The following is a 25,757-nucleotide window of genomic DNA, read 5'->3' on the forward strand; positions in this document are numbered from 1 at the left end:
TTATGTCCCAGCAAGCGTTATTATTAGTCGATTTGCAAAATGATTTTTGTGCTGATGGCTCCCTTGCTGTGCCAGAGGGGGAGCAGACCGTCCGAATTGCCAACTCGCTGATCCCCCTCTTCACGTCCCGTGGTTGCAAAATTATCGCCACCCAGGACTGGCATCCGGCCGATCACGGAAGCTTTGCCCGTGTCCAGGACAGTGAGCCATTTCTGCAAGGTATTCTTGATGGGTTGCCACAAACCTGGTGGCCAGATCATTGCGTTCAGAACAGCTATGGCGCTGAGTTTCATCAGCACCTGAATATTGCAGCTATTGATCATATTGCCCTGAAGGGCTGTCAGCAGGAGATTGATAGCTATAGCGCTTTCTTTGACAATGGTCATCGCCATCATACCGGCCTGGATGACTGGCTGCGTCAGCAAGACGTCAGCAGCCTGGTGATTATGGGATTAGCCACTGACTATTGTGTCAAGTTTACCGTGCTGGATGCATTATCCCTGGGTTACCAGGTCACCGTCATTACAGAGGGTTGCCGGGGAGTTAATCTACAGCCCCAGGACAGTGAACAGGCATTGCTGAAAATGGCTGAAAGTGGGGCAACGCTGATGACGCTTGATGTATTCAGGGCGCAACTCGCGGCCCAGTCACAATAAGCGCACATTGACCGGGAATTCGCCAGGCAGAACGACCGGCCTGGCTCATGCCAGGCTTACCCCCGCCGGGTGGCGGGGTAAGCCTTCAGTGAATTTTTATCGTGGTGATGGCATCAGCACCAATACCCCAGTCTGCTTTTAGCTGCTGTTTACTCTTCATCACCATTTGCCCTTCCGTATCAATGGTCATGTGCTGGGGCTGCGTATTGTGCCGTGACTGCCAGAGCATGACCAACTGAAGGCTGTTCTCTTTCTGCTCCGGGGTTAAAACCACGCCATCAGGCCATTTGCCCAGCTCAACAGCCGTTGCCAGGCGTTGATATATTTCAGGGGTCATTGCGGCCACTATTTTATCCAGATCGTCCATTATTTTCATCCTGCTGCGGAATAATTTGCTGAATCGATTCTCTACCCTTCAGTCTGGGCTCCATTCTGCTCATCAGTAAAGCTCAGTGACGCTGAATTAACGCAATAACGTTCCCCCGTGGGCTGCGGCCCGTCAGGAAAGACATGCCCTAAATGCGCATCACAATGGCCACAACGAATCTCAATACGTTCCATACCATGGGAATTGTCACTCAGATAACGAATGGCATCAGGGCTCACTGGCTGATAGAAACTTGGCCACCCACAACCAGAGTCATACTTTGCTTCGGAAAGGAATAAAGGGGCCTGACAAACCAGACAGTGATAGATGCCGTCCTGTTTGTTATGCAAGAGTCGCCCGGAATAAGGCGGCTCGGTGCCACGCATTTGCGTAACATGATATTGCATTTCGTTGAGGTTTTTCTTTTTTTGATCAGGAGGTAACGTGTTTGACATAAATAAATCTCTCGGACGGGTCAATCAATGTGTCTCAAACCCCATACTACAACAAAAATTTAACAGCACCACGCTGCTTTTTGTTCTAAACTAAACAAGAATTTATTGGCTCAGTCAAAAACGAGACGAACGTCGCAATTTTGCAGAGTATGTGTTTAACATCATCCCAGGCACCCCCATATCAAGGTTGCCAATTCAGGGGCCAGAGTGGAGGTTGTCGTACACTCAATGGACGAAAAATTGATTTGTACCATTGATTGACACGATTCCGCTTGACGATGCGTAAGGTTTTTGTAATTTTACAGGCAACCTTTTATTCACTAAAAAATAGCTGGTGGAATATATGACTATCAAAGTAGGTATCAACGGTTTTGGCCGTATCGGTCGCATTGTTTTCCGTGCTGCTCAAGAACGTTCTGACATCGAAATCGTTGGTATCAACGATCTGTTAGACGCTGAGTATATGGCTTACATGCTGAAATACGACTCTACACACGGTCGTTTCAACGGTACTGTGGAAGTTAAAGACGGCCATCTGGTGGTTAATGGTAAAACTATTCGTGTCACTTCAGAAAGAGACCCAGCCAACCTGAAGTGGAACGAAATCGGTGTTGATGTTGTTGCTGAAGCAACTGGCCTGTTCCTGACTGACGAAACAGCGCGTAAACACATCACCGCAGGTGCTAAGAAAGTTGTTCTGACTGGTCCTTCTAAAGATGACACCCCAATGTTTGTTAAGGGTGCTAACTTTGAAACTTATAAAGGTCAGGATATTGTTTCTAACGCATCTTGTACCACTAACTGCCTGGCTCCACTGGCTAAAGTTATCAATGACAACTTCGGTATCGTTGAAGCGCTGATGACCACTGTTCACGCAACTACCGCAACACAGAAAACTGTTGATGGCCCGTCTCACAAAGACTGGCGTGGTGGTCGTGGTGCATCACAGAACATCATCCCATCTTCTACCGGTGCAGCTAAAGCGGTAGGTAAAGTATTGCCTGAGCTGAATGGCAAACTGACTGGTATGGCATTCCGTGTTCCTACCCCTAACGTCTCTGTTGTCGATCTGACCGTTCGTCTGGAAAAACCAGCATCTTACGAAGAGATCAAAAAGGCAATGAAAGCCGCTTCTGAAGGCGCTATGAAAGGCGTTCTGGGTTACACCGAAGATGACGTTGTTTCTACCGATTTCAACGGTGAAGTCTGCACTTCAGTGTTTGATGCTAAAGCCGGTATCGCACTGAACGATCACTTTGTAAAACTGGTATCCTGGTACGATAACGAAACCGGTTACTCTAACAAAGTTCTGGATCTGATTGCTCATATCTCTAAATAAGTTGTAATGAGTAATTAATCCTTAGAGGGCGACGGTTGTCGCCCTTTTTTATTGCTTTCGATTATAGAGGCCATGTGAATGATAACTAAAATTTTTGCTCTGCCGGTTATTCAGCAAATTACACCGGCTATCTCTGTGCGTCAGCAAGACCAGTTAGAAGTCATTGTCATTGAACATGACAAGGTTCATGCCGCTATTGCACTACAAGGTGCCCATTTATTTGCCTGGCAGCCAGAAGGCGCACAACCAGTACTGTGGCTCAGTGATAATACCCTGTTCCACAAAGGCAGCGCATTACGGGGGGGCGTGCCTATTTGCTGGCCGTGGTTTGGCCCCGCAGAAGAGGCTTCATTACCCGCCCATGGTTTTGCCCGTAACCTACCCTGGACACTGAGTGCACATAACGAAGATGCCGATGGTGTCGTGCTCACCTTTGAACTGAAGAACACGGCCGAAACGCTAAAACTCTGGCCACATGAGTTCACACTATATGCCCGCTTTAAACTGGGTAAGTCCTGTGAAATAGAGCTTGAAGCACACGGTGAGTTTGAGGTCACTTCTGCTTTACACAGCTACTTCACTGTGGGTGATATTGCTGATGTTAGCGTCAGCGGCCTTGGTCCGACATACATTGATAAGGTGCTGGGCGGTATCCGGGGTGAATTGGCGGACGGTATACAGACGTTTCCTGACCGTACGGACAGGGTCTACCTTGCCCCTGAAGAGTGCAGCGTTATCCATGATGGTGGCTTGCAACGTCGAATCAATGTGATACATCACCACCATCATAATGTCGTGGCATGGAATCCAGGTCCAGCGTTGTCAGTCTCCATGCGTGATTTAACCGACGATGGTTATAAAACCTTTGTTTGTGTAGAGACCGCCTGTGTTACTGAAACACAAACAGCGACAGCAGGTAAACCTGCCCGTCTTGGACAGACTATTCGTTTATCGAAATGAAACCGACTGTTGCGCTTGCATAACGAGCGCAACAGTATTACGACGTATGACGCAGTAATCCCCGTTTGTTCATTGATATTCCCCCGTCCCGTTATAGCCCGTTGATAATATAACGCCACCAGCCATCAGGTAACTTATTGTATCAATTTGGGTTTCAACTTTTTACTGCCTGCAGGTCAGAAAACAGGTCCTGTTGTATATCATATATGTTAATCAGGATCGTTTTTTAGTTATTACAGACATGGCTGAATTTGCCTGAACACCTGTATATCTTGCTGCTATTAATACGTTGCTGCAGGGAATAATCGCTATTTTCTACCGGTGTGGGGACTGAATATATTATTGCTACCGGAACTGCCATTCACGGTATCGCCCTGTTACTTCTTAATATGTGAAAATAATATATGTCTTTTTAAATATTTATTTAGTGCCTCTATGCCTGGACGTGATTAAGCCTTTTTGCCTGCGGCGGGCAGCAATAAGCCGGGCAGAATAGTACGTGGGCACACAGTTACTGGTTGAGTCAGTGGGGGGTAAGCACCGGATGGCAGCGAAATCAATACCACGGCAGGGGGTAAAGACCCACGATATCGCGTGTCATACAGGGGAGCAAAACGAAGATGCTGTTTCCAGCAACGGACAGCAGCCGATAACAGGGTTATCGACTGCCGGACTACCGATTAGAAGCTATAAGTCACACCCGCCAGCAATGCCCCAGTCCAATGGCTGTCAACCATCGGGCTGTCGGTGATTTCGCTAGACAGTCTGACATAACGACCCATTCCGAACAGCGTCCAGTCATCGGTCAGGGCATAATCAACAGACAGTTCAACATAAGGTGAGAAACTGCTATTAGGATTATACTGATCAAGCCCACTGCGGCGTGACTCATTGCCACCCACACCGTAATAGTACTTGTTCTGATTCTTACTGTTCCAGCCCACACCAACACCCGGGGTCAGTGTCAGGCTACCGGTGTTATAACGGTACAGCCATGCCGTATCCCAGACAATACCATTGCTATTATCCAGAATGTCTCCGGCCAGTACCGTACGCAAGAAACCGTAATTGGTAAAGTGGGCATAAGACAGGCCCGCCATCACGGTAGAATTACGTTTGTCCAGTGAGCGCATTCCATTGTCATTACTGTCATTTGGACGGAAACGTAAAGGAGAATAATAAGCCGTCACAGCAAGCTTGTCTGCATCATCATTCCACAGATAGTAGCCCGCATTCAGGCTACGGATATAAAAGTTTTCACCTTCATAACCGATTATCGGGACTGGATAAACACGATCCTGATCGCCTTTATAAGGGTTCGGTGTCACTAATGCCCCGGCACCGACAGACCATGGTCCTTCAGCGTGAGCCAGAGAAACAGAGGAGGCCATCAATACACCTAATACAAGAAGTTTAACTTTGCTCACAATAATTCAATCCTTTCAATCAACCGTTAATCATGCCTTAGTGTAACTTTCCGCAATAACCATCACAAATTATTTCCACTATACAGAAAAGTATACTTTAGTAATAAACTTGTTGATAGTCTGGAATGCTTATCACATACGTTATATTCGATAGATTAATTATCACTATCGCAATAAAAGGTCATCTTAACAGAAAGCATTTTTTTAAATGGCATCTACCCTTTATTACGTATACACCAAAATAAGTTGAGTTACAGGATGATGGCTATGGGCTCAATGCCCAAAGACTTACCGGATTCAGAATGGGGAGTCGAAAATAGTCAATACAGATAAAACTGAAAATAGGCCGTGTTACAGGGAAGTGCCCGTTTAATTTCGCCAGTAAACAAGCTGGCACAGGTATTGCTTATTCATCTCCAGGGGAGCTGCGACGATAAATATTAACGCCAATAGCTCTTTCCTCTGTGCTAAACGAAAGGACGACAGACTATGAATATATTCGATCACTATCGCCAGCGTTATGAAGCAGCCAAAGACGAAGAATTTTCCCTGCAGGAGTTTTTAACTCTGTGCCGTCAGGATAAAAATGCCTATGCCAATGCTGCAGAACGTTTACTGACAGCCATTGGTACACCCGTTATGGTGGATACCGCGACGGATCCTCGATTATCACGTCTGTTCTCCAATCGTGTCGTTGCCCGTTATCCCGCGTTTGAGTCCTTTTACGGCATGGAAGATGCCATCGAGCAAATTGTTTCTTACCTGAAGCATGCTGCTCAAGGCCTTGAAGAGAAAAAACAAATTCTTTATTTACTGGGGCCCGTCGGGGGCGGTAAATCGTCTCTGGCAGAACGCCTTAAGGCTCTGATGCAGCATGTTCCCATTTATGTGCTCAGTGCCAATGGCGAACATAGCCCAGTCAATGACCACCCACTTTGCTTGTTCAACCCACAGGAAGATGCGCATATTCTGAGCGCTGAGTACGGTATCCCCCCTCGCTACCTCGAAACGATTATGTCACCCTGGGCCGCCAAGCGTCTGAAAGCATTTGGGGGGGATATTACCCAGTTTACCGTTGTAAAAGTCTGGCCTTCGATACTGGAACAAGTCGCGATAGCGAAAACAGAGCCTGGTGATGAAAATAACCAGGATATCTCTGCACTGGTTGGCAAGGTGGACATTCGTAAACTGGAGCACTTTGCCCAGAACGATCCTGATGCTTATAGCTATTCTGGTGCACTGTGCCGTGCAAATCAGGGCATTATGGAATTTGTCGAGATGTTTAAAGCACCGATAAAAGTGCTGCACCCCCTTCTGACGGCTACTCAGGAAGGAAACTATAACGGCACTGAAGGCCTCTCCGCCCTGCCGTTTAACGGTATTATCCTGGCGCACTCTAACGAGTCCGAGTGGGTCAGCTTCAAAAATAATAAAAATAATGAGGCCTTCCTTGACCGTGTTTATATCGTCAAGGTTCCCTATTGCCTGCGCATTTCTGAAGAGATCAAAATTTATCAAAAACTGCTACAACACAGTGAACTGTCCCAGGCACCTTGTGCCCCTGGTACGCTGGAAACACTGTCACGGTTTTCTGTTTTATCGCGGCTTAAAAATCCGGAAAACTCCAGTATTTACTCAAAGCTGCGCGTCTATGATGGGGAAAGCTTAAAAGACACCGACCCAAAAGCAAAATCCTATCAAGAATATCGGGACTATGCCGGAGTCGATGAAGGGATGAATGGCCTCTCGACTCGCTTCGCGTTTAAAATACTGTCCAGGGTCTTTAACTTTGACCACACTGAAGTGGCCGCCAACCCGGTACATTTATTTTATGTTCTTGAACAACAAATTGAACGGGAGCAGTTTCCCCAGGAGCTGGCCGAGAAATACCTGGAATATCTGAAAGGGTATTTAATCCCGAAATATGCCGAATTCATTGGCAAAGAGATCCAGACGGCCTACCTTGAGTCCTATTCTGAGTATGGGCAGAATATTTTTGACCGCTATGTTACCTATGCAGACTTTTGGATCCAGGATCAGGAATACCGTGATCCTGATACCGGGCAGTTATTTGACAGAGAATCATTAAACGCTGAACTGGAAAAAATCGAAAAACCAGCGGGTATCAGTAATCCGAAGGACTTTCGTAATGAGATAGTGAATTTTGTGCTGCGCGCCAGAGCCAACCACAATGGGCGAAATCCAGGCTGGACCAGCTACGAGAAACTGCGCACTGTGATTGAAAAAAAGATGTTCTCCAATACTGAAGAATTGCTACCTGTTATCTCTTTCAATACAAAAACATCAAACGATGAGCAGAAAAAACATGATGATTTTGTTCACCGCATGATGGAAAAGGGCTACACCCGTAAACAAGTACGTCTGTTATGTGAGTGGTATTTACGGGTACGTAAATCGTCATAAACGTCGCATGCGATGAAAACCGGGGTGCAAGACAATAATAACCACGGTCATCAAAACATGCAGCATCCATGTATTGTGCGATGTTGGCAACCTGAGCCGTCAGGATGAGACTCTCTCTTCCTGGCTGACACGGGCCTGCAGCAACTATTTGGGGGAGCTATGACCTATTTTATAGACCGGCGACTCAATGGAAAAAATAAGAGTGCGGTGAACCGCCAGCGTTTCATGCGCCGTTATAAAGCACAAATTAAACAGTCCGTTTCCGGGACGATGAATAAACGCTCAGTGACCGATGTCGATCAGGGCGAGTCGGTGACTATCCCTAAAGAGACCATCAAAGAACCCATGTTTCATCAGGGGATCGGGGGGATACGTCATCGAGTACACCCGGGAAATGACCATTTTATTGAACGTGATCGTATCCCACGCCCACAGGGTCAGGAGGGTAACGGCACCGGCAGTAATAATGGGAACGCAGGCGAAGACGGTGAAGGCAGTGAAGATTTTATTTTTCACATATCCAAAGACGAATATCTGGATCTCCTGTTTGAAGATCTTGCCCTGCCTAACCTGAAACGGACCCAGTACCGTCAGCTGACAGAGTATAGCACTCACCGTTCTGGCTATACTGCCAATGGGGTTCCCGCCAATATCAGCGTAGTGCGTTCACTGCAAAATTCCCTTGCCCGTCGTACAGCGTTAACTGCAGGAAAACGTCGGCAACTTCATGAAATGGAAAATAATCTTGAGGCGGCAGGACACGTTGAGCCGTGTTCGTTATTAGCCGAGGAACAGCTGCGCAAAGACATCGCTGAACTGCGCGAAAAAATTGCGCGGGTTCCATTTATTGACACATTTGATTTGCGCTTTAAAAATTATGAAAAACGCCCGGAAGCATCCAGTCAGGCCGTGATGTTCTGCCTGATGGATGTCTCCGGTTCGATGGATCAAGCCACCAAAGACATTGCTAAACGTTTCTATATTTTACTCTACTTGTTCCTCAGCCGCAGTTATAAAAATGTAGAGGTCGTCTATATTCGCCATCATACCCAGGCAAAAGCGGTGGATGAACAGACGTTTTTTTACTCACAAGAGACCGGCGGCACGATTGTGTCCAGTGCCTTGAAACTCATGGCTGAGATGGTTGAAAAACACTATGACCCTACCCAGTGGAACATCTATGGGGCCCAAGCCTCTGACGGGGATAACTGGGCTGATGACTCCCCCCTGTGCCGAAAGATCTTAATGGAAAAACTCCTGCCCGCGGTACGGTATTACAGTTACATCGAGATAACACGCCGAACTCACCAGAGCCTCTGGCAAGAGTATGAAAAATTACAGACCATCTACGATAATTTTGCGATACAGACTGTTCGTGATCAGAATGATATTTACCCAGTCTTCCGTGAGCTTTTCCGTAAGCAATTGCATGATGTTCCCGATTAACCCTGCCCCCTTGCCTGTACCGAAGGGAAATATTTCCATAGACGACTCAGGTATCTGGGGCAAGCTCCCCAGATAATGAACGACAACATAAGAAAAGATGATGACCACTGATAATCAACCTATTTCCATCCACCAGCAGCTGGTGGCGTTATTGAATCAGGAAGGTGCCAGCTATCGCCTGATGCAGCACCCTACCGCAGGCAAGTGTGAGGACGTTTCTCTGCTTCGTGGCACGGCGTTAGGTCAAGGCGCTAAAGCCCTGGTCTGCAAAATTAAGGGACAAGGCGTGAAACAGCATGTACTGGCGGTACTTTCTGCCGAGAAACAAGCCGATTTGACCCAGGTTGCCCACTATTTTTCTGCCAGCAAAGCATCCCTGGCCAGCCCCCTGGAAGTAGACACGCTAACGCGCTGCGTGTTTGGTGCCATCCCCCCCTTTAGTTTTCATCCCGAACTCAAACTCATTGCAGACCCTTATCTATTTGAAAATTACGATGAAATTGCGTTTAACGCAGGTTCACTGGAAAGCTCGATTATTCTTCGTAGCGAAGACTATTTGCGCATTGCCCGGCCCACGTTGGTGACATTTCATCGTCAGGGTTAGTCATCGTGGGCTGCGTCATATCATCAGCCAGATTCTTAAGATAACGCCCCGGAGTTGTGCCTAACGCTTTTTTAAACATTGTAATAAATGCAGTCGTAGAGTCATAACCGAGTGACGCTGATACCTGCTGTACATTCTGGCCCCGACGAGCAGCCGTAAAGCAATAATGAGCTGCATCTGCTGACGCCAGCGTCGAAAGTTTAGCCCGGTCTCTTTGACAATCAGACGGGCTAAATTACGTTCGCTCATGGCAAAAGTATCAGCCCAGGCGGAAAGTGGGCGTCTGCCCTGCAGATTACGGATCATTCCGTCCGCCATCACCCGGATTTTCGCATTTTCAGAAATAGGCACATCCAGCTGCTTAACCGGTTGTTTAGGGAGTTCATCAAACAGAACCTGAATAAGACGTTGCACAGCAGGCTGGTTAATATCAGCATAAGGAACATCCGCCAGGTGCAGGACGAGTGCCCTGACCAGCGGCGAAACTTTCAGCGTGCAGCACGTGTCCGGCATCGCCATACTCCCCGGCTCAATAAACAGAAAACAGAGCCGGGCATTGTGAGTGACACGATTACTGTGCTGCATGTTACTGGGTATCCAGACCGCATAATGTGTCGGAACCATCCACATAGCTTGCTGAACTTCACTGGTGATACCACCATGTAATGCAAGGATCAGCTGCCCTTTACGGTGGGAGTGAAACGGAATCTCCTGGTCATTCTCCGCGGCCCTGACTCTGAAAGCCTGTGCCAGTGCAGTACAGCTATCAGGATCAAAGCCACCGAGAGTTAAGTCTCGTTCCATAACTTGTCCGAATTTAGAGATAATTTGTCATTTTATCTTGATTTATTGCCGGGCTGAAACCTGTATTCTGGTATTTCAGCATTTTGGATGAAGAACATGAACACGACCATTTCGACGCGTAAAAAAAATCGTGCTCTTTTGTTAATTGGTATATTGATGATAGCCGGTACCTTACGGGTGCCTTTTACGGGTATCGCCCCGTTGCTGGATATGGTGAAAGACAGCTTCGTTTTGACGACCGCGCAAATCGGGCTACTGACCACCATCCCCCTCCTGGCTTTTGCTACTGTATCTCCCTTCGTAGCCAGTATTGCCGGGCGCTTTGGTATTGAACGCAGTTTATTGGTGGCAATGGTGATCATCTGTTGCGGTATTGCCATCCGTTCAGGCGGGAGCGCCCCCTTGTTATATCTTGGCACCGCCCTTATTGGTTGTGGTATCGCCATGGGGAACGTACTGCTACCAGGTATGGTAAAACGTGACTATCCTGATGATATTGCTAAATTAACTGGCGCTTATAGCCTGACTATGGGTATCGCGGCCGCAGTCGGTTCGGCCATGGTCGTGCCGGTAGCACTGGCGGGTTTTGGCTGGTCTGGCGCCTTACTTTCGTTAATGATTTTTCCACTACTGGCAGCGATCTTTTGGCTTCCACATTTACGTCGTGCGACACACGCGCCGCTGTCTGGTAACCCCGCCTTAAAAAATCGGGGGATATGGTCTTCCCCCCTGGCATGGCAGGTAACGTTATACTTGGGGATTAACTCGTTTATTTATTACGTTATTATTGGCTGGCTGCCCTCTATTTTGACTGGCTTTGGATACAGTGAACAGCAGGCAGGCTCACTGCATGGCGCACTGCAACTGGCAACGGCTCTCCCGGGTCTGGTGGTGGGGCTTATCCTTAGTCGTCTGAAGGATCATCGGGGTATCACCATTCTGATGGCTCTATTCTGGTCTGTTTCGCTCTCAGGCATGGTGTGGTTCCCCAAACTGGCAATGTTGTGGATAGCCATGGGTGGGTTTGGTTCCGGCGCGGCAATGATTCTGGGGTTATCTTTTGTTGCTTTGCGCACGGGCTCCGCACATCAGGCCGCCGCCCTTTCAGGAATGGCGCAGTCTGTGGGGTACTTGTTTGCCGCTGCAGGCCCGCCATTGATGGGTAAAATTCATGACCTTTCAGGCAGCTGGTCTGGGCCTTTAGCCCTGTGTGCCGCACTGGCTGTTATCATGGCGATAATCGGTACTTTCGCTGCCCGTCAAATTCAAATCCAATAACACAACACAGGCGTCATGTGTCTGACGCCTGGTGTTCGCCGTCCACTGAACCAGCGGGCTTTATCGTTTTGTTTGTTGTTTAACCGCAGCCAGAAAGGCCATGACCAAGGGCGTGGCCTGATGACTCAGCGCCCGGCGCTCATGCTGAAATAATGTGGCCACAAAGAAGGGATGCCCCTGGAGTTCAATCGCCCGAACTTCGCCCTGACCATCCCACCCGACTACCGTCAGTGGGCCATCATTAAGCTCGGCAGCAAACACCGGATCAATCCCATAATTACAGTGATACCCTTCGCAAATCTCCCCTGAGCCATAAGCTTTTCCCGCCAGTGAATCCTGTTTTAGCTTAATAGCATCTGATTTTTCCACCAGGGAGCATACCAGTGGCACGATCACTAAGCGCCCTTCCTGGGTTGTTTCCCCGTGGCCTGCATCCTGCCAGCCCAGTACCTGACGGGCATACTCAATAATTGCGTGCTGGAAGCCACCACAAGTGCCTAAAAAAGGTCGCTGGTTTTCACGGGCATAGCGAATCGCCGACAACGCGCCTTGCTCACTCTTATAAGGGCTGGCGGGCACGCACCAGATACCATCATAACCGGCAAGATCATCAGAATGATGGATCGCCGTGGTCGATACCCAGTGCCAGGTGATAGCGAGATCCAGTGCTGCGGCGCTCTGAGCTAATGCCAGGGGGATCGCCTGATGGGCAATCGCCGCTGAGTTGTAGTCACCCACAAGAGCGATACGAAAAGAGGGCTGTAAAGAGGGCGTCATGAGATGAATGCTCCTTATGTGCATGGTTAACAGAACAACATAAGGAATAGTAGATTAAGGGACTTCGTTATCCCCTGCAAGTCAATTTCTGTTGCCTTAATCATCAGCGCGCCAGGCAGGCTCTGCTATACTCACATAACAGGACAGGTAACACTCACCTATTGACAGACAGACACCTGACGCATTTTTTTCAGGTTAAATACTATCAAGGAAGCGACAATGATCCGCTGCAAACGTGTTTACGACACCCCTGATTCAAATGATGGCTATCGGGTCCTGGTTGACAGGCTCTGGCCACGCGGGATAAAAAAAGCCGACTTGCCGTATGATGAATGGGCAAAAACGTTAACCCCCTCCCGGGAATTGCGCACGGAACTCCATAGTGACGTTATCGACTTTACTGAGTTTACTCACCGCTATTTGGCTGAACTGGCTTGCCAGCAACCCACAGCCCAGGCGCTGGCCAGTTTGAGCAAAACTCAAACCGTCACATTACTCTACGCTGACCGGGATACGCAGCAAAACCATGCTTTGGTGCTGGCCGACTACCTGCGTTCATTGGCACACTGATCCTCGTGATGAAGTCAAAACGGCAGGACGCACCTTTTCGGGGCGTCCTGGGCGATCAATGTGCATTGGGATAAAAGCGTGCGACCAGCAGGGATAAGTGCTGTGTTTTAACTGTCTTCCGGATTGTAAAACTGAAACATTCTGAATTACAAATGAAAATAAGATGAAATATCTGGAAATTAAAAATAATAATAAATTTTAAAAATAGATTGTTTCCTTATCAGCACCATATCTCAAAATAATTTTAAAAAAATCATCATTTGTCACTTGCTAATAAACGTAAGTAAGGATAATTTCATGTCTGCGGTAACATGGAGTCTCCCTTATTCCATTTTCCGTATATGCCGATTTATTCCTCCTCTGGAGGCACCGAAACCACTATAAAATGATTCGGTTGTGCACCCTATAATATTAATGATGATAGCCTTGTGGTGACCCGACGTTTGTCGGGTTCTCTTCCCGTTTATTCAACCCGTTTTATAATAAGTTATATCTTATTTGATTTTCATTCACAGAAATATTGCTATTAAATAAATTTGAATAACAAATTTATTCTTTGATTTATCACCTCATAGATATACAAACTCAATGTATCCATCCCCTGCCTGACAGCGAATGTCTGTTCACAGAACAGCCCGGGCGTATACCAGCCCGACGAAGCGGCACAAAGTAACTTCCCGTAAGGAGGGGATTAATCATAAGGGCGAGTCGAGCGGCTCCGTTCATTCATTAGATTGCCAGCATCATCAACAATGATGCTGGAAGGTGGTCAGGGGAGACACCCTGTCGCTATGCATAATCAGGATCTTCATTACCTCAGGGTCACTCGCAGTAATAACAAAAATATTAATAATGATTATTGATTAAACACCCGAAACAGGCCCATTCAGGCTGCACTGTCCGGGCTGAAAACACGATAAAGTGATTCAGTCGCATGCCTGGCTGTATTAATGGAGGCTCATATTTACAAAACAGGCTTTTCTTAATACGATAAATAAGCACAGTGTTTTCAAATCGTGGTGCCGGTGGTATTTATCTTGTTTACCCATGGCGCTACGCGGCTAATATAATCGTAGCCGTCCTGGTATCCAGCATGGGTGAAGTGATGTACTAACGGCTTCAAATATGATGCTTTTTTACCGGCCATTGTATTTCACCGATACCGTCAACGCAGGGCCTCGCAAAGAGAAATCCCTGATAGAGGTTTACCCCAATGGACTGGAGCCAGCACCACTCTTCGAGCTTTTCAACCCCTTCAGCAACAAGATTGATACCCATATCCTGGCAATATCTGACAATGGCAACCACCACCGACTGCTGCCCGCCCATTTTATGAATGTCCTGTATCAGTGAACGATCGATTTTAATCTCGTCAGGCTGAATTTTAGAAAGGAATGACATTCTGGAATATCCTGAGCCAAAATCATCTACCGCTAACCCGATGCCTGCGGCCCGAATATCTTTCAGAATTTTATGAAAATCCACCGTATTGGTAATCACTTCAGTTTCGAGCAGCTCAATGATCACCTGTTCTGGTCGCAAATTTGCCTGGCTTATCTGGGCTGTAAGCTGTGCAACTGCATTAGGGATAGTATGCAGCGACCCAGGCAACAGATTGATGGCAATTTTTTCATCATCACGCAGTATCTTGCCCGCAAGTTCAAGCGCAATAGCCTTGGTTTGCAGGTCGAAAGCATACAGTGAATCCGACGGAATAGCGGAAAATATCGCCCCTGGTGACCGCCCTTTTGCATCACGGATCAGTGCCTCAAATGAAGCTATTCGGCCACTCATCGGCTCCACTATCGGCTGCAGGGCAAAGGTATAAAGAACCCCTTTTTCTGTTTGCCATAGTCTATCCTGCCGTGACTCTTTCTTACTGACCATTTCCCATTGAGCAGACTTCAAGCCACAAGAGGGCCTGTGCCATGCGCCCTGGGCAATAAATCGTTTTATTAACCGAAAGATCTTATCGTCGTGTAAGTGGTGGTTTTGAACGTGATCCAGTTGGTGGATCTCATCAACCAGTGTGTTTTTGTCTGCTATGCGTAAGTCAAAGAACGTCATGCCAATGTCACTGAATCGTCGGTATGCCGAGTAATCACGCATTAACTCAACAACATCCGTATGGCGCTGATCCTCACTGATATGGCAAAAGAGTAAGTCAATAACCTCCTCTTCCCCTTCCAGAACCTGAAAAAACTCCGAACCATTGAATAACAGTATGCCCGTGACCTGAATCGCTTTATTTTTTTTACATGCGGCGATGGTCAGGTTGATTAAATCAAGGTCTGAAAACTCGGCCTCTGACTGGCTCTGGTAAATCAACGTCGTTAACATGGGCGGCCTTTTTAGTGGTTAGTATTAAGCATTTCTACACAACTAACGTCCCCTACCTTCATCACTTGCCTTTCTTCGTTATGTGAAAGTAAGGCTATATAGATTACTGACTAATTTTTAAGTATATTTCGCAAGTTGATAAATAGCTGCATTCGAGATCATTTTATTTTTCTGGTTTATGTTAGTGTCTCAAAAGTGCGTATCCTCATGCTGAAAATCGCTTACTGCCACGCTGCTGAAAAAAGGCTGCTCTGGGGCGGGCCTTGAGTCAAAATGCGGGAACACTGACGTTTTATACTCACTGGCAAGAATACCACCCAGCTCAAATTGACTTGATGGATTGTTGATGAAGGCCGCCCTGGTTTTTGTTGTCTGAGTTCAATAACAACAGGCACCCGGACAATTCATCTGGTGAATGTTTCTTTTTCCTGGGAAAACTGGAATGCTAAAAGTCATTGCCGAAGATTTTATCAAACCTGAGCATATTGATACCGTTATGCCCTTTTACCTCGCACTCGTATCCGCAACCAAAAAAGAGCCCCTGTGTATCGATTATAATTTATACATTGATGAGAAAGACCCGGGGCACTTTATTTTTATAGAAGAATGGCCGGACCAGGCGGCACTTGACGCGCATTGTGCGAGTGAGCATTTCAGACGGCTTGTCCCCTTGATTGATCAATATAAACGTAAGGAGGCTGAATACATTCTGATGAATACCCGGGTTAACCCGGAAGAAAATTAACGTATTAATCACCCATTAACGGCTCCGGTTTTCTGGTCTGCATGCTGTTCTGCCCGTGTTGGATTGAGGGCATCCCCCGTCAGGAGAATATGATGAACAAAGACACGCTAGTTACTCTGTTGAAGTACAAGCGCTGGATCGACTCCGCAACGCTAGAAACAATCAAAGGGATCAGTGCCCCCTCCTGTGCAGAAAAACGTCACCTCATGTTAAGGCTAATGAATCATATTTATGTTGTTGATATGATTTTCAAAGCAAATATTCTGGGACAGCCGCATGGCTATACCGCGCTGAACACACCAGAAACCCCCTCGGTGGATGATCTTGCCGTTAACGTGGCCGCCAGTACCGACTGGTACATTCAGCACGTGAACACAATGGCACCCGCTGATTTAGAAAAAACCATTACGTTTACTTTTGTTGATGGTGGCAATGGTGAGATGACAGCCATTGATATGCTGAACCATGTGCTTTTTCACGGAGCCTATCATCGTGGGGCCATCGGCTGGTTAATTTCTGAATGTGGTGCTGTCCCTCCAAAAGATGTACTGACCGTTTTCCTGAGAGACCATAATCACTGATATCCTGTATATCTTGGGGTGTAAACCGCTGCTTTTAGCGCTATAGCTGGCGTTTTGCTGCCCGGGAAAGCGATAGAATACCAACCAGAGTAAGGAATAAGCGTGATTAAATTAACCGGCCGTTTGGTGTGCGCCAGTGACGATGAGGCAGAGCTTGTCCGCCGGTATCTTCCTGAACATAAAAGGCTGACAGCAGAGGAACCCGGGTGCCTTTCTTTTGACGTCACTGAAACAGCAGACCCTTTGATCTGGACCGTTGAAGAGTTATTTCACGACCAGGCTACCTTTGATGCCCACCAGGACAGGACCAAGGCATCAGAATGGGGAAATAAAACCCGTGCCATCACCCGGGAATATGCGGTATTTGAAACTGAGGAATAATACCTCGTCCATAAGTACAGGTTCATGATTTATTGCCTGTCCCCTCGCACTGAGCCGCCATCCGGCGGCCAAAAGAGACGAGCTGAAGCCATTGACTACGCTGGCTTCAGGCGATTAAAGCGTCAGCGTTTTCTGATTTCAGTAATGTAAGTGATTGCCGCGTGTTCAACGAAATTGGGCACATCATCAAAGGCCTCTTTACCTACAGGTGAGTTAAACGCTGCAATGGCGTCCTCAATGGAATCGAACCACAACTCAGAGAAACCATCAACAGGTGACTCCGGGTATTTTTCCCGGTCGACAGGATTAAGCACATAGCCCCTTAACCCAGGAAGCCTGAGCGCGATGGCAGTATGCACTTCATCCCAGTGTTTAACAAAATCATCAAAGCTCTGGCCTTTTTTACGCGTAAGAAATCCCACATGTTTAAAACCGTTAATGGATGTCATCCTCTTCTCCTCTGCATTATTTTTGTGTTTAAACGTACGGGTAATAAGGGCCTGCCCAACCCGGTATCGTGCGAGATAAACCAGCCCATCACCAATACGTCTTTCTGCCTGCGTGTCCCGCATGTTGTCAGGCAGGAATTGAATATGAGGCACGCTTCCACTGGGCTTCTTCGGCACAATGAATCCCACGGCAACGTGCTGCATGGTAATCTCCGTTTATGCTGCGTCACTCCGAATAAAACGACGAACAGTGACGTTCTGGCGGTAACGGGTAAAACATTTGTTCACACCATCCACCTTAGTTGTACCAGCAGTCGGCAATAATCTGATGCGAGCGGATACGTGCCTCTGCATCATGGATCCAGGAATTCACCATGATTTCATCAGCGCCGGTCCGACGAACGAGATCGTTAAGCCCGGCACGGACGACCTCAGCGTTGCCCCACACAGACTCTCTGAGCTGATTAAGTACACGCCGGGCTTCAGCCGGATGCCATAAGGAATCCATCGCACTGGTCGGTTTGGGCAGTTTTTTCTCAATCCCACGCCCGAGGTTGAGGAATTTTTGTAATTCGGTTGTGGCAAGATGGTCCGCCTGTTGCTGGGTCTCAGCGGCAACAACATTTACACAGATCATAACGTAAGGCTGTTCCAGGGTTTCTGAAGGCATGAAACCTGACCGGTAAGTATCGACAGCCGCCAGCATCGCGTCAGGAGCAAAGTGGGAAGCAAACACCAGGGGCAAGCCTTTCTCGGCGGCAAGCTGTGCGCTGAAGGTACTGGAACCCAGCAGCCATAATGGAATATGGAGTCCCGCCCCGGGAACAGCCATGATTCGTTGCCCGGGGCGAGGTACAGACAGATAGTACTGAAGTTCATTGAGCATCTCAGGAAACGCCAGCCCTTTCGCGCGGCTTTCACGACGTAGCGCCTGCAGCGTCTCATAATCCGTGCCCGGCGCTCTGCCAAGGCCTAAATCCACACGCCCCGGATAAAGTGTTTCAAGTGTGCCAAACTGCTCTGCGACCACCAACGGGGCATGATTGGGCAGCATAATCCCCCCTGCACCAATACGAATTTTTCGTGTTTTAGCGCCAATATGACTTAACAGAACAGCTGTCGCCGCACTGGCGATATCAACCATATTATGATGTTCTGCCATCCAGAATCGCTGATAACCGGCGGCTTCCGCCGCTTGTGCCAAACGCACACTGTTGGTAATAGCATCGGTCAATGAATGGCCTTCAGTGACGGGAGCTAAATCCAGCAATGACAAGGGGATGTTCGTGGTATTCATAGTCATTTCTCGGTACGGGCAGATGAACGATAATTGATGAGATGACTATGATTGTTTTTTTATACATGATAAATACCATTTCATTTGACTCTATATGGACATAGATTCAACAATGAAGGGACTGTTTTAAGTTATTCTGGAAAGTGACCGCCGGAAATTCCGTTTTCGTCGGGGTCGCCTGCACGGTCTGGTCAGGAAATACGTCATGACCACCACGGCCAGTGCCACAAATTCGCTATCAGCCTCACTGAATTTTGCTTCACGCTGCGGAAGGCAAAGGGTATTACGTCGGGAAATACTTGATGGATAATTATGCGAACCACTGATCATTTGGGCGGTATTACTGCTTTTGTTACCACAGCCCAGCGTGGGAGTTTCACCGCTGCTGCTGAAAAACTGGGCCTGACAAAGTCGGCCATCGGCAAAAGTGTCAGCCGCCTGGAGAGCCGCCTCGGAATAAAACTGTTTCAGCGGTCTACCCGACGACTCAGCCTGACGCCGGATGGGGAGCGTTTTCTCACTAGCTGTCAGAACGCCATAGATATTCTGGAACAGGCTGAGGCCGAACTGACATCATACACCAGCCAACCGGCCGGACGCCTGAGGATAGATTTACCTGCGGCCTTCGGACGGCAACGGGTTCTCCCCATTCTGCTTGATATTACCCGTCGCTATCCTGAACTGGCACTCACCGTAACATTCAGCGAACGGTTCATTGACTTGATTGACGAGGGGATCGACCTTGCCATCCGTATTGGTGAACTGACAGACAGCAGTGGCCTGGTTGCCAGGAAGCTCACGACACAGAAGCTGGTGATTTGCGCCTCTCCTGATTATCTGCTGGACCATGGCGAACCCGTCAGCATAGCGGAGCTGAATCAGCATCGGTGCGTGGTTGGTTTCCGACGAAATCAGCCGGTTTCATGGCTGTTAAAAGAACCCGGGGGACAAATGCGCCGTTTTACCCCGCCACCGACACATGAATTTGCTGATGGTGACGCTATGCTCGCCGCCACCCTGTCGGGAGGCGGATTGTCGCAGCTTCCTCTCTGGCTGGTCAGTAAGGATTTGGCTGCCGGGACGTTACGGGAAGTGCTGGCCGGATATTCTGGTGGTGAAGTGCCCATCAGCGCACTATGGCCGAAAAATCGCCAGTTATTGCCTAAAATCCGCTACGTCGTGGACACGCTGGTCAGGGCCGCAGAAGACGACCTGTTTGATTAATGACCCCGGATATCGGCCTGCGCATCGTAGCAAAGGCCAGGGCTTAACCATCATCCATGCGGAGTCTGATAGCCCTATCTATACATGCCCTGATTATCAGCAATGAACGAACGACTGGTATCCGGGGTAAACAGAACGCGCAGTGTCCACGAAGGCCTTGTAACGATTCAGTACCGTTTCAGGTTGCTGAAGCTATATTGCTCAGTGTCTGCTGAATGAAATCAATAAGCGCGCGCGTTTTAGCCGGTAAGTAACGCCGGCTGGAATAAAGCGCAAACAATTGCAATGGGGCAGCTGGCTGCTCAAACTCAACCTCGATTAACCGTCCATCATGAATGTATGGCTGGCAGGCCTGTTTTGACAGAATGGCAAAACCAACACCAGACACGGCAGCCCGCCCTGCCATCTCCCCACTGTTGACCCGATAATGTCCTTTGACCTTAATCGTCTCGAATTCCCCTTTGGTATTAACAAACTGCCAGGGTGCGCCTTTCAAAGCACTGACCGTTGTAATACAGGGTAATTCTTCAAATTGCTGGATATGGGAAGGCATGCCATAACGCTCAATGACGGAAGGCGCCGCAACAACGGTGCAAGGGATAGTCATCAGGTGACGGGCGATGTAGTCACTGTCATCCATCCGACCACGGGTAATAATGATCGCAAAATCCAGATCATCCCGCAGGGACTCGAGACCGGACAAGTTTGTCACGCAGCTAATCTCCACGTCAGGGTACTGACAGGCGAAATCAGCAATCGCAGATCCTAACAATGCAGGTCCTATCTCATTGGGAATGCAGATACGTAACGGCCCTTTGAGTTGCACTTGCCGCAACGTTAATTCCGTCTCAGTTTGCTCAAGCGCATCCAGTAATGGCTTTGCTCGGGTATAGAGCAGTTGCCCGGCCTGGGTGAGTTTCATATGTCGGGTACTGCGCTCAATGAGCTGAAGATTCAGTTTTGCTTCTAACTGGGAAATACAACGACTGACATTTGATGTGGGCATTTCAAGGATTTTCGACGCCCCGACAAAGCTTTCCCTTTCAACCACCGCCACGAACACTTTCAGGCTATTAAAATCAAGAGCCGACCGCATGAATTATCCCACATATGATAATAATAATTGCCATTTTTACCATATAATAAACAACATTGATAGCAGTTAAACTCGGGTATCTTTAATCCACAGGTTGCTTGCTATGTCACTGTTTACACAGACATTTAATCATAAAATATTCATGCGGATAGCCATTGTGATGGCTTTTATTCAGTTCACTAATGCTCTGGAGTACATGGCGTTAACACCAGTTTTTGCTTTTATGGCAGGCAGCTTTTCGGTGCCCGTTTCATTTTCCGGCTATGTCTCTGGCATGTACACTATGGGGGCGGTCCTTTCTGGAATTGCCGCCTTTTACTGGATCGAACGAGTTAATAAGAAACAATTCTTAATCAAGAACATGGTACTGCTGGGGGCGTTAACCTTTTTTTCTACACTCACGACCCATTTTGGCACCCTTCTGGCGCTACGCTTTTGCGCCGGACTGGTTGGGGGAACAACAATGGGGGTTGGCACAAGTATTTTGATAAACACGGTCCCGGTAAACCTGCGAGGAAAAGTACTGGCAACAGTGATTGCCTCATTTTCAATGGTCAGTATTGTCGGGATGCCGGTCATATTATTTTTATGTACACACTATGGTTGGCATATTGCGCTATGGGCTATAAGTGCACTGTGTCTGTTATCGCTGCCATTAATAATCGTGACTCTCCCCCAGGACGCGGCACCATCAAACGTCAAGACCAGCCTGCCTTTTGATCGCCAAACCCTGCTCTTTGCGTCTTGTTCCGCACTCGTACAATTTAGCCCGATGCTGATTATTCCCATCCTGATCCCGTTAATGACGCAATACCTGGGTGCCCGGCAAGGTCTGCTATCTTTATTATTTTTAGGTGGGGGGATCGCCGGCTACCTGGCAACAAAAATTACAGGTGCTCTGACATCACGCTTGCCTGTTCTTATGCTGGCCACAATGTCAACGCTGTGCTTCGTCGCAAGTTTACTGATCCCTGTACTGGGTTATCATAATGCCTTTCTATTCATGGCATTATTTATTGGCGCCTCATACAGCCGCCTGGTTTGCGCATCGCTGATTGCTATCCAGTACCCGGCGGATGAACAACGGGCCAGTTTTTCTTCGCTACAGGCAGCAATAATGTCCTTGATAACAACGTTAGCCTTCTTTCTTTCTTCCTTATTGCTGCCTGACCAGGGAATAACCATACAAAATCTGAACAGGCTGTTGGTTGTCAGTGCATTAACCGCCGTCGTCTTTCCTGTCATCGTCATAGTGCTTCAAAAAAAACTGGCTAAACGCCCGACATAGCCTGGTCAGGCCCTCCGTCCATGAAAGATAGGGCAGTCTTGCTGGGTTGAGGGCTCACCCTGTCACTGCCACCCCAAAATCAAAGTGACTTTTAAGGCCGAGGTGACGTGCAACTGGCCTGCTATGTATACAGAACAGGACATTCCCCTCAGCGGCATACTGCATTCATTCAATGAATATTACGGCCATCATGAGACTGGCTATTTTCCATGGCATTTCCGCCTAAAACGCCTGCGGCCCCCCCAGGCATAGCCCAGTGATTTGCGAACGGGAAAATCAGCGACGGTGAACAGCTGGCAGACCGCCAGCATGACGGTGCTTCTGGGTATTCCGAGAAGCCTGCGGCTGGGCCATTCCCCGTTGACGAGTGCCGAACGCCGCTCATGCCAGAATGATTCTCAGCGCCACGGCAGGTTTACAGGCTCACGTTTATTTACGTTCATCATGCAATCTGCGGTGTTCTATAGGGGAACATCCGTAAACCCGCTTGAACGCGGTGCTAAAGGCACTTTCTGAACCATACCCGAGGGACAGACCTATCACTTTGATTGCGTCGTGGGTCGTTCTGAGAGCTTTACTGGCAACGTGCATCCGCCATTCAGTCAGATAATTTAGCGGTGTGGTACCCGTTAACTGGGCGAACCGTCGTAGAAAACCGGCCCTGGACATGCCAGCGATATTGGCAAGCTCAGGCAAACGCCAGCCGTTGCCTGGCTGCTGGTGCATCGCGGTCAGCACCCGTGCGATTCGCTGATCACCGAATGCGTTCATCCAGCCTTGCCCTGTCCCGATGGACTGCGCCACACCACGCCGTATACCTTCAATCATCATCAGGTGCATCAGGTAGTCGGTAACGATCGCGGCCCCCGGAAGCTGTGATGCTTTTTCTGTTTTGATATAGTTCATTATCCAGGCGAAAACTGACGTACTGTCATTATCTGAAAATATCCGGATGACAACCGGTAGTTCACTGAGCAATAAACTGGCCGACGTTCTATCAATTTCCATTTTCCCGGCAATCATGATGAGTGCATCGCCCCCGTAATCTGCCAGCCCTTCCTTGAGTTCAAAGGGGGTATCCTCTGACTCAGCCTGTACGGTTCCGTCAGATGTCGTGACAGAAAAACTGCACGCACGAGTGAGGATAATGCCATCCCCCTTCTGGAGCTCTATCCATTCATCACTGCCATCAGCCCGAAAACGAGCAGAACCTTCCTGAACCGCAAAAAACTTAAGGCCATCGAAACCTGGATAATGCAGCCCCCATCCTGCCGGGGCCCTGAGTCCGGAGGTCGTATAGCTTTTTGCTGAAAGCAGGTTTAATACATCTGATAAAGGGTCCATGCGACTTTCAATAAAGTGAATGCGTTTTTTGATTATTAATTATCTACCATTAAAGGTTTACCATAGCAACTATTCATAGGGGAACAACCGTGTGCTCTGCTGATTTTTACAGCACCAGCAGCCTGAAGAGGTAATGCCCTGTTTATTTCACCTGTCCGTCACCCATCTCAGCGATGAGGATCACATACCATGAATTACCTGACTCTCAATTCCGGTAAGCGTATGCCACAGCTTGGTTTTGGCGTTTACCAGATAAATGATGCCCGTGAATGTGAGGACGCTGTTCTTACCGCAATTCATGCCGGATATCGCCTTATTGATACTGCCGCAGCGTATCAGAATGAGGAAGCCGTCGGGCGTGCCATCAAACGCAGTGGTGTAGCACGTGAGGTGCTGTTCATTACAACAAAAGTGTGGGTGCAGGATATGGGATACACCCAGACCCTGGAGGCGATTGATCGTTCTCTTGAACGCCTCGGGCTTGATTATCTGGATCTGTATCTTATTCATCAGCCCTATTCCGACATTTTTGGCAGCTGGCGCGCAATGGAGGAAAAGTACGAAAGCCAGATCCTGCGCAGTATTGGCGTCAGTAACTTTTCCCCCGACAGGTTAACCGATCTGACGGTATTCAGCCACGTGACTCCTGCTGTCAATCAGGTCGAGATCAACCCCTTTTATCAGCAAGATGCGAATGTGGCCTTCATGCAGCAGAATGGCATACAGCCGCAATCATGGGCATCGTTCGCGGAAGGGCGAAACGACCTGTTCCGGACACCTTCCCTGCTACACATAGGCGAAAAATATGGAAAAAGTGTTGCTCAGGTCGTGCTGCGCTGGCTTATACAACGTAACGTTGTCGTTATACCAAAATCCGTGAATCCCGCACGAATGGCACAGAATATTGATGTTTTCGATTTTGAGTTAAATGCATCCGAGGTTGGTCTTATTGAGGCACTGGATACAGGCACGAGTTGCTTCCATTCACACACAGATCCTGAACGCATCAAAAATATTGCAGGTATCCGCTTCGATATCTGAAGTGATTCATCTCTATAACATTATCTTTGGGATTTACGATGAAAACAGACCGATTTCTGCTCTGCGTGCTCGCGATAAGTCTGCCGATGTCATTAGGCTGGTCAGCAGAACCGGCCCGGGCTGTGGCGAAACATAACGCACCGATAGTACTGAATGATATGGGTAGCTTCATGTTTGGTGGAACAACCAAAATTGACGCTGAGAGGGATACCTTCCATGGCGATCATGGCTATGCTCAGTATTACATCCCGGCAGAGAGCCGAAGATACCCGGTAATTATGTGGCATGGTGGCGGTGAGTCAGGCAAAAGCTGGGAAACAACCGCCGACGGCCGGGATGGTTTCTGGCAAATATTCACCCGTGCCCGTTGGCCCGTTGTCATTATCGATCAGCCCCGCCGTGGCCGTGCTGGCAGAACCGATTCGGTTATCACTGTATCCACGGTGCCGACAGACCATAAAGAATCCATGGCCTGGAATACATTCCGCATTGGCCCCTGGCCCCCTCCAGGTAAGCCGAGCGTGTTCCATAATTCGCAGTTTCCTCAGGAGCCTGCTGCAGTTGATCAGTTCATGCGCTGGCAAACACCTAACACGGGTGAGGAACCTTTTCCGGATAAGGCCACCCGTGACTTTATGGGCAAAACAGGAGCACAGTTGCTGCATGATACCGGCCCTGCGATCTTGATGACCCACTCATTCAGCGGACAATACGGCTGGGCAACGGCTATGGCGGCACCAGAACAGGTCAAAGCAATTGTTGCCTTTGAGCCGGGTGAATTTGCTTTCCCGGATGATGATATGCCCGCGGATATTACCACGCAGATGGATTTCGTGGCCAGGGCCAATACCCCCTAGGGCGTAT

At 48.3% G+C, this 25,757-nt stretch carries 25 protein-coding genes and 1 pseudogene; 15 read left to right on the forward strand and 11 right to left on the reverse strand.

What is annotated here, in order from left to right; genetic code table 11:
- Window positions 1-2 precede the first annotated feature (2 nt).
- Entirely contained in the window at window positions 3-656 is a 654-nt protein-coding gene (gene pncA, locus JK154_RS04095; RefSeq protein WP_211991225.1) for a bifunctional nicotinamidase/pyrazinamidase, read from the forward strand.
- Between the two features lie 85 nt (window positions 657-741).
- On the opposite strand, the gene JK154_RS04100 is transcribed toward pncA, so the two are convergent.
- Together JK154_RS04100 and msrB are read right to left on the reverse strand one after the other, a co-directional pair.
- Window positions 742-1,023, reverse strand: coding sequence for a YeaC family protein (locus JK154_RS04100; protein WP_211991226.1), 282 nt, complete (start codon window positions 1,021-1,023; stop codon window positions 742-744).
- Window positions 1,024-1,064: 41 nt separating this feature from the next.
- Entirely contained in the window at window positions 1,065-1,478 is a 414-nt protein-coding gene (gene msrB / locus JK154_RS04105; protein ID WP_211991227.1) for a peptide-methionine (R)-S-oxide reductase MsrB, read from the reverse strand.
- Window positions 1,479-1,821: 343 nt separating this feature from the next.
- Here msrB and gapA point away from each other — a divergent pair, with 343 nt between their 5' ends.
- Entirely contained in the window at window positions 1,822-2,817 is a 996-nt protein-coding gene (gapA, locus tag JK154_RS04110; protein ID WP_211991228.1) for a glyceraldehyde-3-phosphate dehydrogenase, read from the forward strand.
- A gap of 78 nt (window positions 2,818-2,895) precedes the next feature.
- Window positions 2,896-3,777 (forward strand): D-hexose-6-phosphate mutarotase, encoded by an 882-nt coding sequence (locus JK154_RS04115; RefSeq protein WP_211991229.1) that lies wholly within the window; start codon window positions 2,896-2,898, stop codon window positions 3,775-3,777.
- A 680-nt stretch (window positions 3,778-4,457) separates the two neighbouring features.
- On the opposite strand, the gene JK154_RS04120 is transcribed toward JK154_RS04115, so the two are convergent.
- Window positions 4,458-5,204, reverse strand: a complete 747-nt coding sequence (locus JK154_RS04120; protein ID WP_211991230.1) for a MipA/OmpV family protein — start codon at window positions 5,202-5,204, stop codon at window positions 4,458-4,460.
- Window positions 5,205-5,693: 489 nt separating this feature from the next.
- Between JK154_RS04120 and JK154_RS04125 the strand changes: the two genes are divergently transcribed.
- From JK154_RS04125 to JK154_RS04135, 3 genes are all read left to right on the forward strand, one after another.
- Window positions 5,694-7,628, forward strand: a complete 1,935-nt coding sequence (locus tag JK154_RS04125) for a PrkA family serine protein kinase (RefSeq protein WP_211991231.1) — start codon at window positions 5,694-5,696, stop codon at window positions 7,626-7,628.
- A 159-nt stretch (window positions 7,629-7,787) separates the two neighbouring features.
- On the forward strand, window positions 7,788-9,074 hold the full coding sequence (locus JK154_RS04130; protein ID WP_211991232.1) for a YeaH/YhbH family protein: 1,287 nt from the start codon (window positions 7,788-7,790) through the stop codon (window positions 9,072-9,074).
- Between the two features lie 100 nt (window positions 9,075-9,174).
- Window positions 9,175-9,678 (forward strand): YbaK/prolyl-tRNA synthetase associated domain-containing protein, encoded by a 504-nt coding sequence (locus JK154_RS04135; protein WP_211991362.1) that lies wholly within the window; start codon window positions 9,175-9,177, stop codon window positions 9,676-9,678.
- Here the strand turns inward: JK154_RS04135 and JK154_RS04140 are convergent.
- Window positions 9,608-10,482, reverse strand: a pseudogene (locus JK154_RS04140) (helix-turn-helix transcriptional regulator). The gene JK154_RS04135 and the pseudogene JK154_RS04140 overlap by 71 nt on opposite strands.
- A 96-nt stretch (window positions 10,483-10,578) precedes the next feature.
- Here JK154_RS04140 and JK154_RS04145 point away from each other — a divergent pair.
- The gene (locus tag JK154_RS04145) at window positions 10,579-11,760 is read left to right on the forward strand and encodes an MFS transporter (protein ID WP_211991233.1); all 1,182 of its coding nucleotides are present in this window, start codon (window positions 10,579-10,581) and stop codon (window positions 11,758-11,760) included.
- Window positions 11,761-11,820: 60 nt separating this feature from the next.
- Here JK154_RS04145 and JK154_RS04150 read toward each other — a convergent pair whose 3' ends face one another.
- Window positions 11,821-12,537, reverse strand: coding sequence for a CTP synthase (locus tag JK154_RS04150; RefSeq protein WP_211991234.1), 717 nt, complete (start codon window positions 12,535-12,537; stop codon window positions 11,821-11,823).
- A gap of 219 nt (window positions 12,538-12,756) precedes the next feature.
- On the opposite strand from JK154_RS04150, the gene JK154_RS04155 reads away from it, so the two are divergent.
- Window positions 12,757-13,107, forward strand: a complete 351-nt coding sequence (locus JK154_RS04155) for a DUF488 family protein (protein WP_211991235.1) — start codon at window positions 12,757-12,759, stop codon at window positions 13,105-13,107.
- 1,119 nt (window positions 13,108-14,226) lie between these two features.
- Here JK154_RS04155 and JK154_RS04160 read toward each other — a convergent pair.
- The gene (locus JK154_RS04160) at window positions 14,227-15,447 is read right to left on the reverse strand and encodes a diguanylate phosphodiesterase (RefSeq protein WP_211991236.1); all 1,221 of its coding nucleotides are present in this window, start codon (window positions 15,445-15,447) and stop codon (window positions 14,227-14,229) included.
- Window positions 15,448-15,889: 442 nt separating this feature from the next.
- Between JK154_RS04160 and JK154_RS04165 the strand changes: the two genes are divergently transcribed.
- The 3 genes from JK154_RS04165 to JK154_RS04175 all read left to right on the forward strand — a co-directional run bounded on the left by JK154_RS04165 (window position 15,890) and on the right by JK154_RS04175 (window position 17,154).
- Complete coding sequence (locus JK154_RS04165; RefSeq protein ID WP_211991237.1) at window positions 15,890-16,192, forward strand: putative quinol monooxygenase; 303 nt, start codon at window positions 15,890-15,892, stop codon at window positions 16,190-16,192.
- A 92-nt stretch (window positions 16,193-16,284) separates the two neighbouring features.
- On the forward strand, window positions 16,285-16,773 hold the full coding sequence (locus JK154_RS04170; protein ID WP_211991363.1) for a DinB family protein: 489 nt from the start codon (window positions 16,285-16,287) through the stop codon (window positions 16,771-16,773).
- A gap of 102 nt (window positions 16,774-16,875) precedes the next feature.
- A complete protein-coding gene (locus JK154_RS04175) occupies window positions 16,876-17,154 on the forward strand; it encodes an antibiotic biosynthesis monooxygenase (protein ID WP_211991238.1) in 279 nt (92 codons plus the stop codon).
- 122 nt (window positions 17,155-17,276) lie between these two features.
- Here the strand turns inward: JK154_RS04175 and JK154_RS04180 are convergent, their stop codons facing one another.
- Both JK154_RS04180 and JK154_RS04185 read right to left on the reverse strand, forming a co-directional pair.
- Window positions 17,277-17,603: an EthD family reductase gene (locus JK154_RS04180; RefSeq protein WP_211991364.1), complete on the reverse strand. Its 327-nt coding sequence runs from the start codon at window positions 17,601-17,603 to the stop codon at window positions 17,277-17,279.
- 298 nt (window positions 17,604-17,901) lie between these two features.
- Entirely contained in the window at window positions 17,902-18,900 is a 999-nt protein-coding gene (locus JK154_RS04185; RefSeq protein ID WP_211991239.1) for an LLM class flavin-dependent oxidoreductase, read from the reverse strand.
- A 312-nt stretch (window positions 18,901-19,212) separates the two neighbouring features.
- On the opposite strand from JK154_RS04185, the gene JK154_RS04190 reads away from it, so the two are divergent.
- Window positions 19,213-20,124, forward strand: a complete 912-nt coding sequence (locus tag JK154_RS04190) for a LysR substrate-binding domain-containing protein (protein ID WP_211991240.1) — start codon at window positions 19,213-19,215, stop codon at window positions 20,122-20,124.
- Between the two features lie 178 nt (window positions 20,125-20,302).
- Here the strand turns inward: JK154_RS04190 and JK154_RS04195 are convergent, their stop codons facing one another.
- The gene (locus JK154_RS04195) at window positions 20,303-21,220 is read right to left on the reverse strand and encodes a LysR family transcriptional regulator (protein WP_211991241.1); all 918 of its coding nucleotides are present in this window, start codon (window positions 21,218-21,220) and stop codon (window positions 20,303-20,305) included.
- 103 nt (window positions 21,221-21,323) lie between these two features.
- Between JK154_RS04195 and JK154_RS04200 the strand changes: the two genes are divergently transcribed.
- Window positions 21,324-22,508: an MFS transporter gene (locus JK154_RS04200; protein WP_211991242.1), complete on the forward strand. Its 1,185-nt coding sequence runs from the start codon at window positions 21,324-21,326 to the stop codon at window positions 22,506-22,508.
- A 169-nt stretch (window positions 22,509-22,677) separates the two neighbouring features.
- Here JK154_RS04200 and JK154_RS04205 read toward each other — a convergent pair whose 3' ends face one another.
- Both JK154_RS04205 and JK154_RS04210 read right to left on the reverse strand, forming a co-directional pair.
- A complete protein-coding gene (locus tag JK154_RS04205) occupies window positions 22,678-22,893 on the reverse strand; it encodes a hypothetical protein (RefSeq protein ID WP_211991243.1) in 216 nt (71 codons plus the stop codon).
- Window positions 22,894-22,937: 44 nt separating this feature from the next.
- Window positions 22,938-23,852, reverse strand: coding sequence for an AraC family transcriptional regulator (locus JK154_RS04210; protein ID WP_211991244.1), 915 nt, complete (start codon window positions 23,850-23,852; stop codon window positions 22,938-22,940).
- A 189-nt stretch (window positions 23,853-24,041) separates the two neighbouring features.
- Here JK154_RS04210 and JK154_RS04215 point away from each other — a divergent pair, with 189 nt between their 5' ends.
- Together JK154_RS04215 and JK154_RS04220 are read left to right on the forward strand one after the other, a co-directional pair.
- On the forward strand, window positions 24,042-24,893 hold the full coding sequence (locus JK154_RS04215) for an aldo/keto reductase (protein WP_211991245.1): 852 nt from the start codon (window positions 24,042-24,044) through the stop codon (window positions 24,891-24,893).
- 38 nt (window positions 24,894-24,931) lie between these two features.
- Complete coding sequence (locus tag JK154_RS04220) at window positions 24,932-25,750, forward strand: alpha/beta fold hydrolase (protein ID WP_211991246.1); 819 nt, start codon at window positions 24,932-24,934, stop codon at window positions 25,748-25,750.
- The last annotated feature ends 7 nt before the right edge of the window (window positions 25,751-25,757 follow it).

Origin of the sequence: Citrobacter sp. JGM124, assembly GCF_018257795.1 — a bacterium.
Taxonomy (GTDB): Bacteria; Pseudomonadota; Gammaproteobacteria; order Enterobacterales; family Enterobacteriaceae; genus JGM124.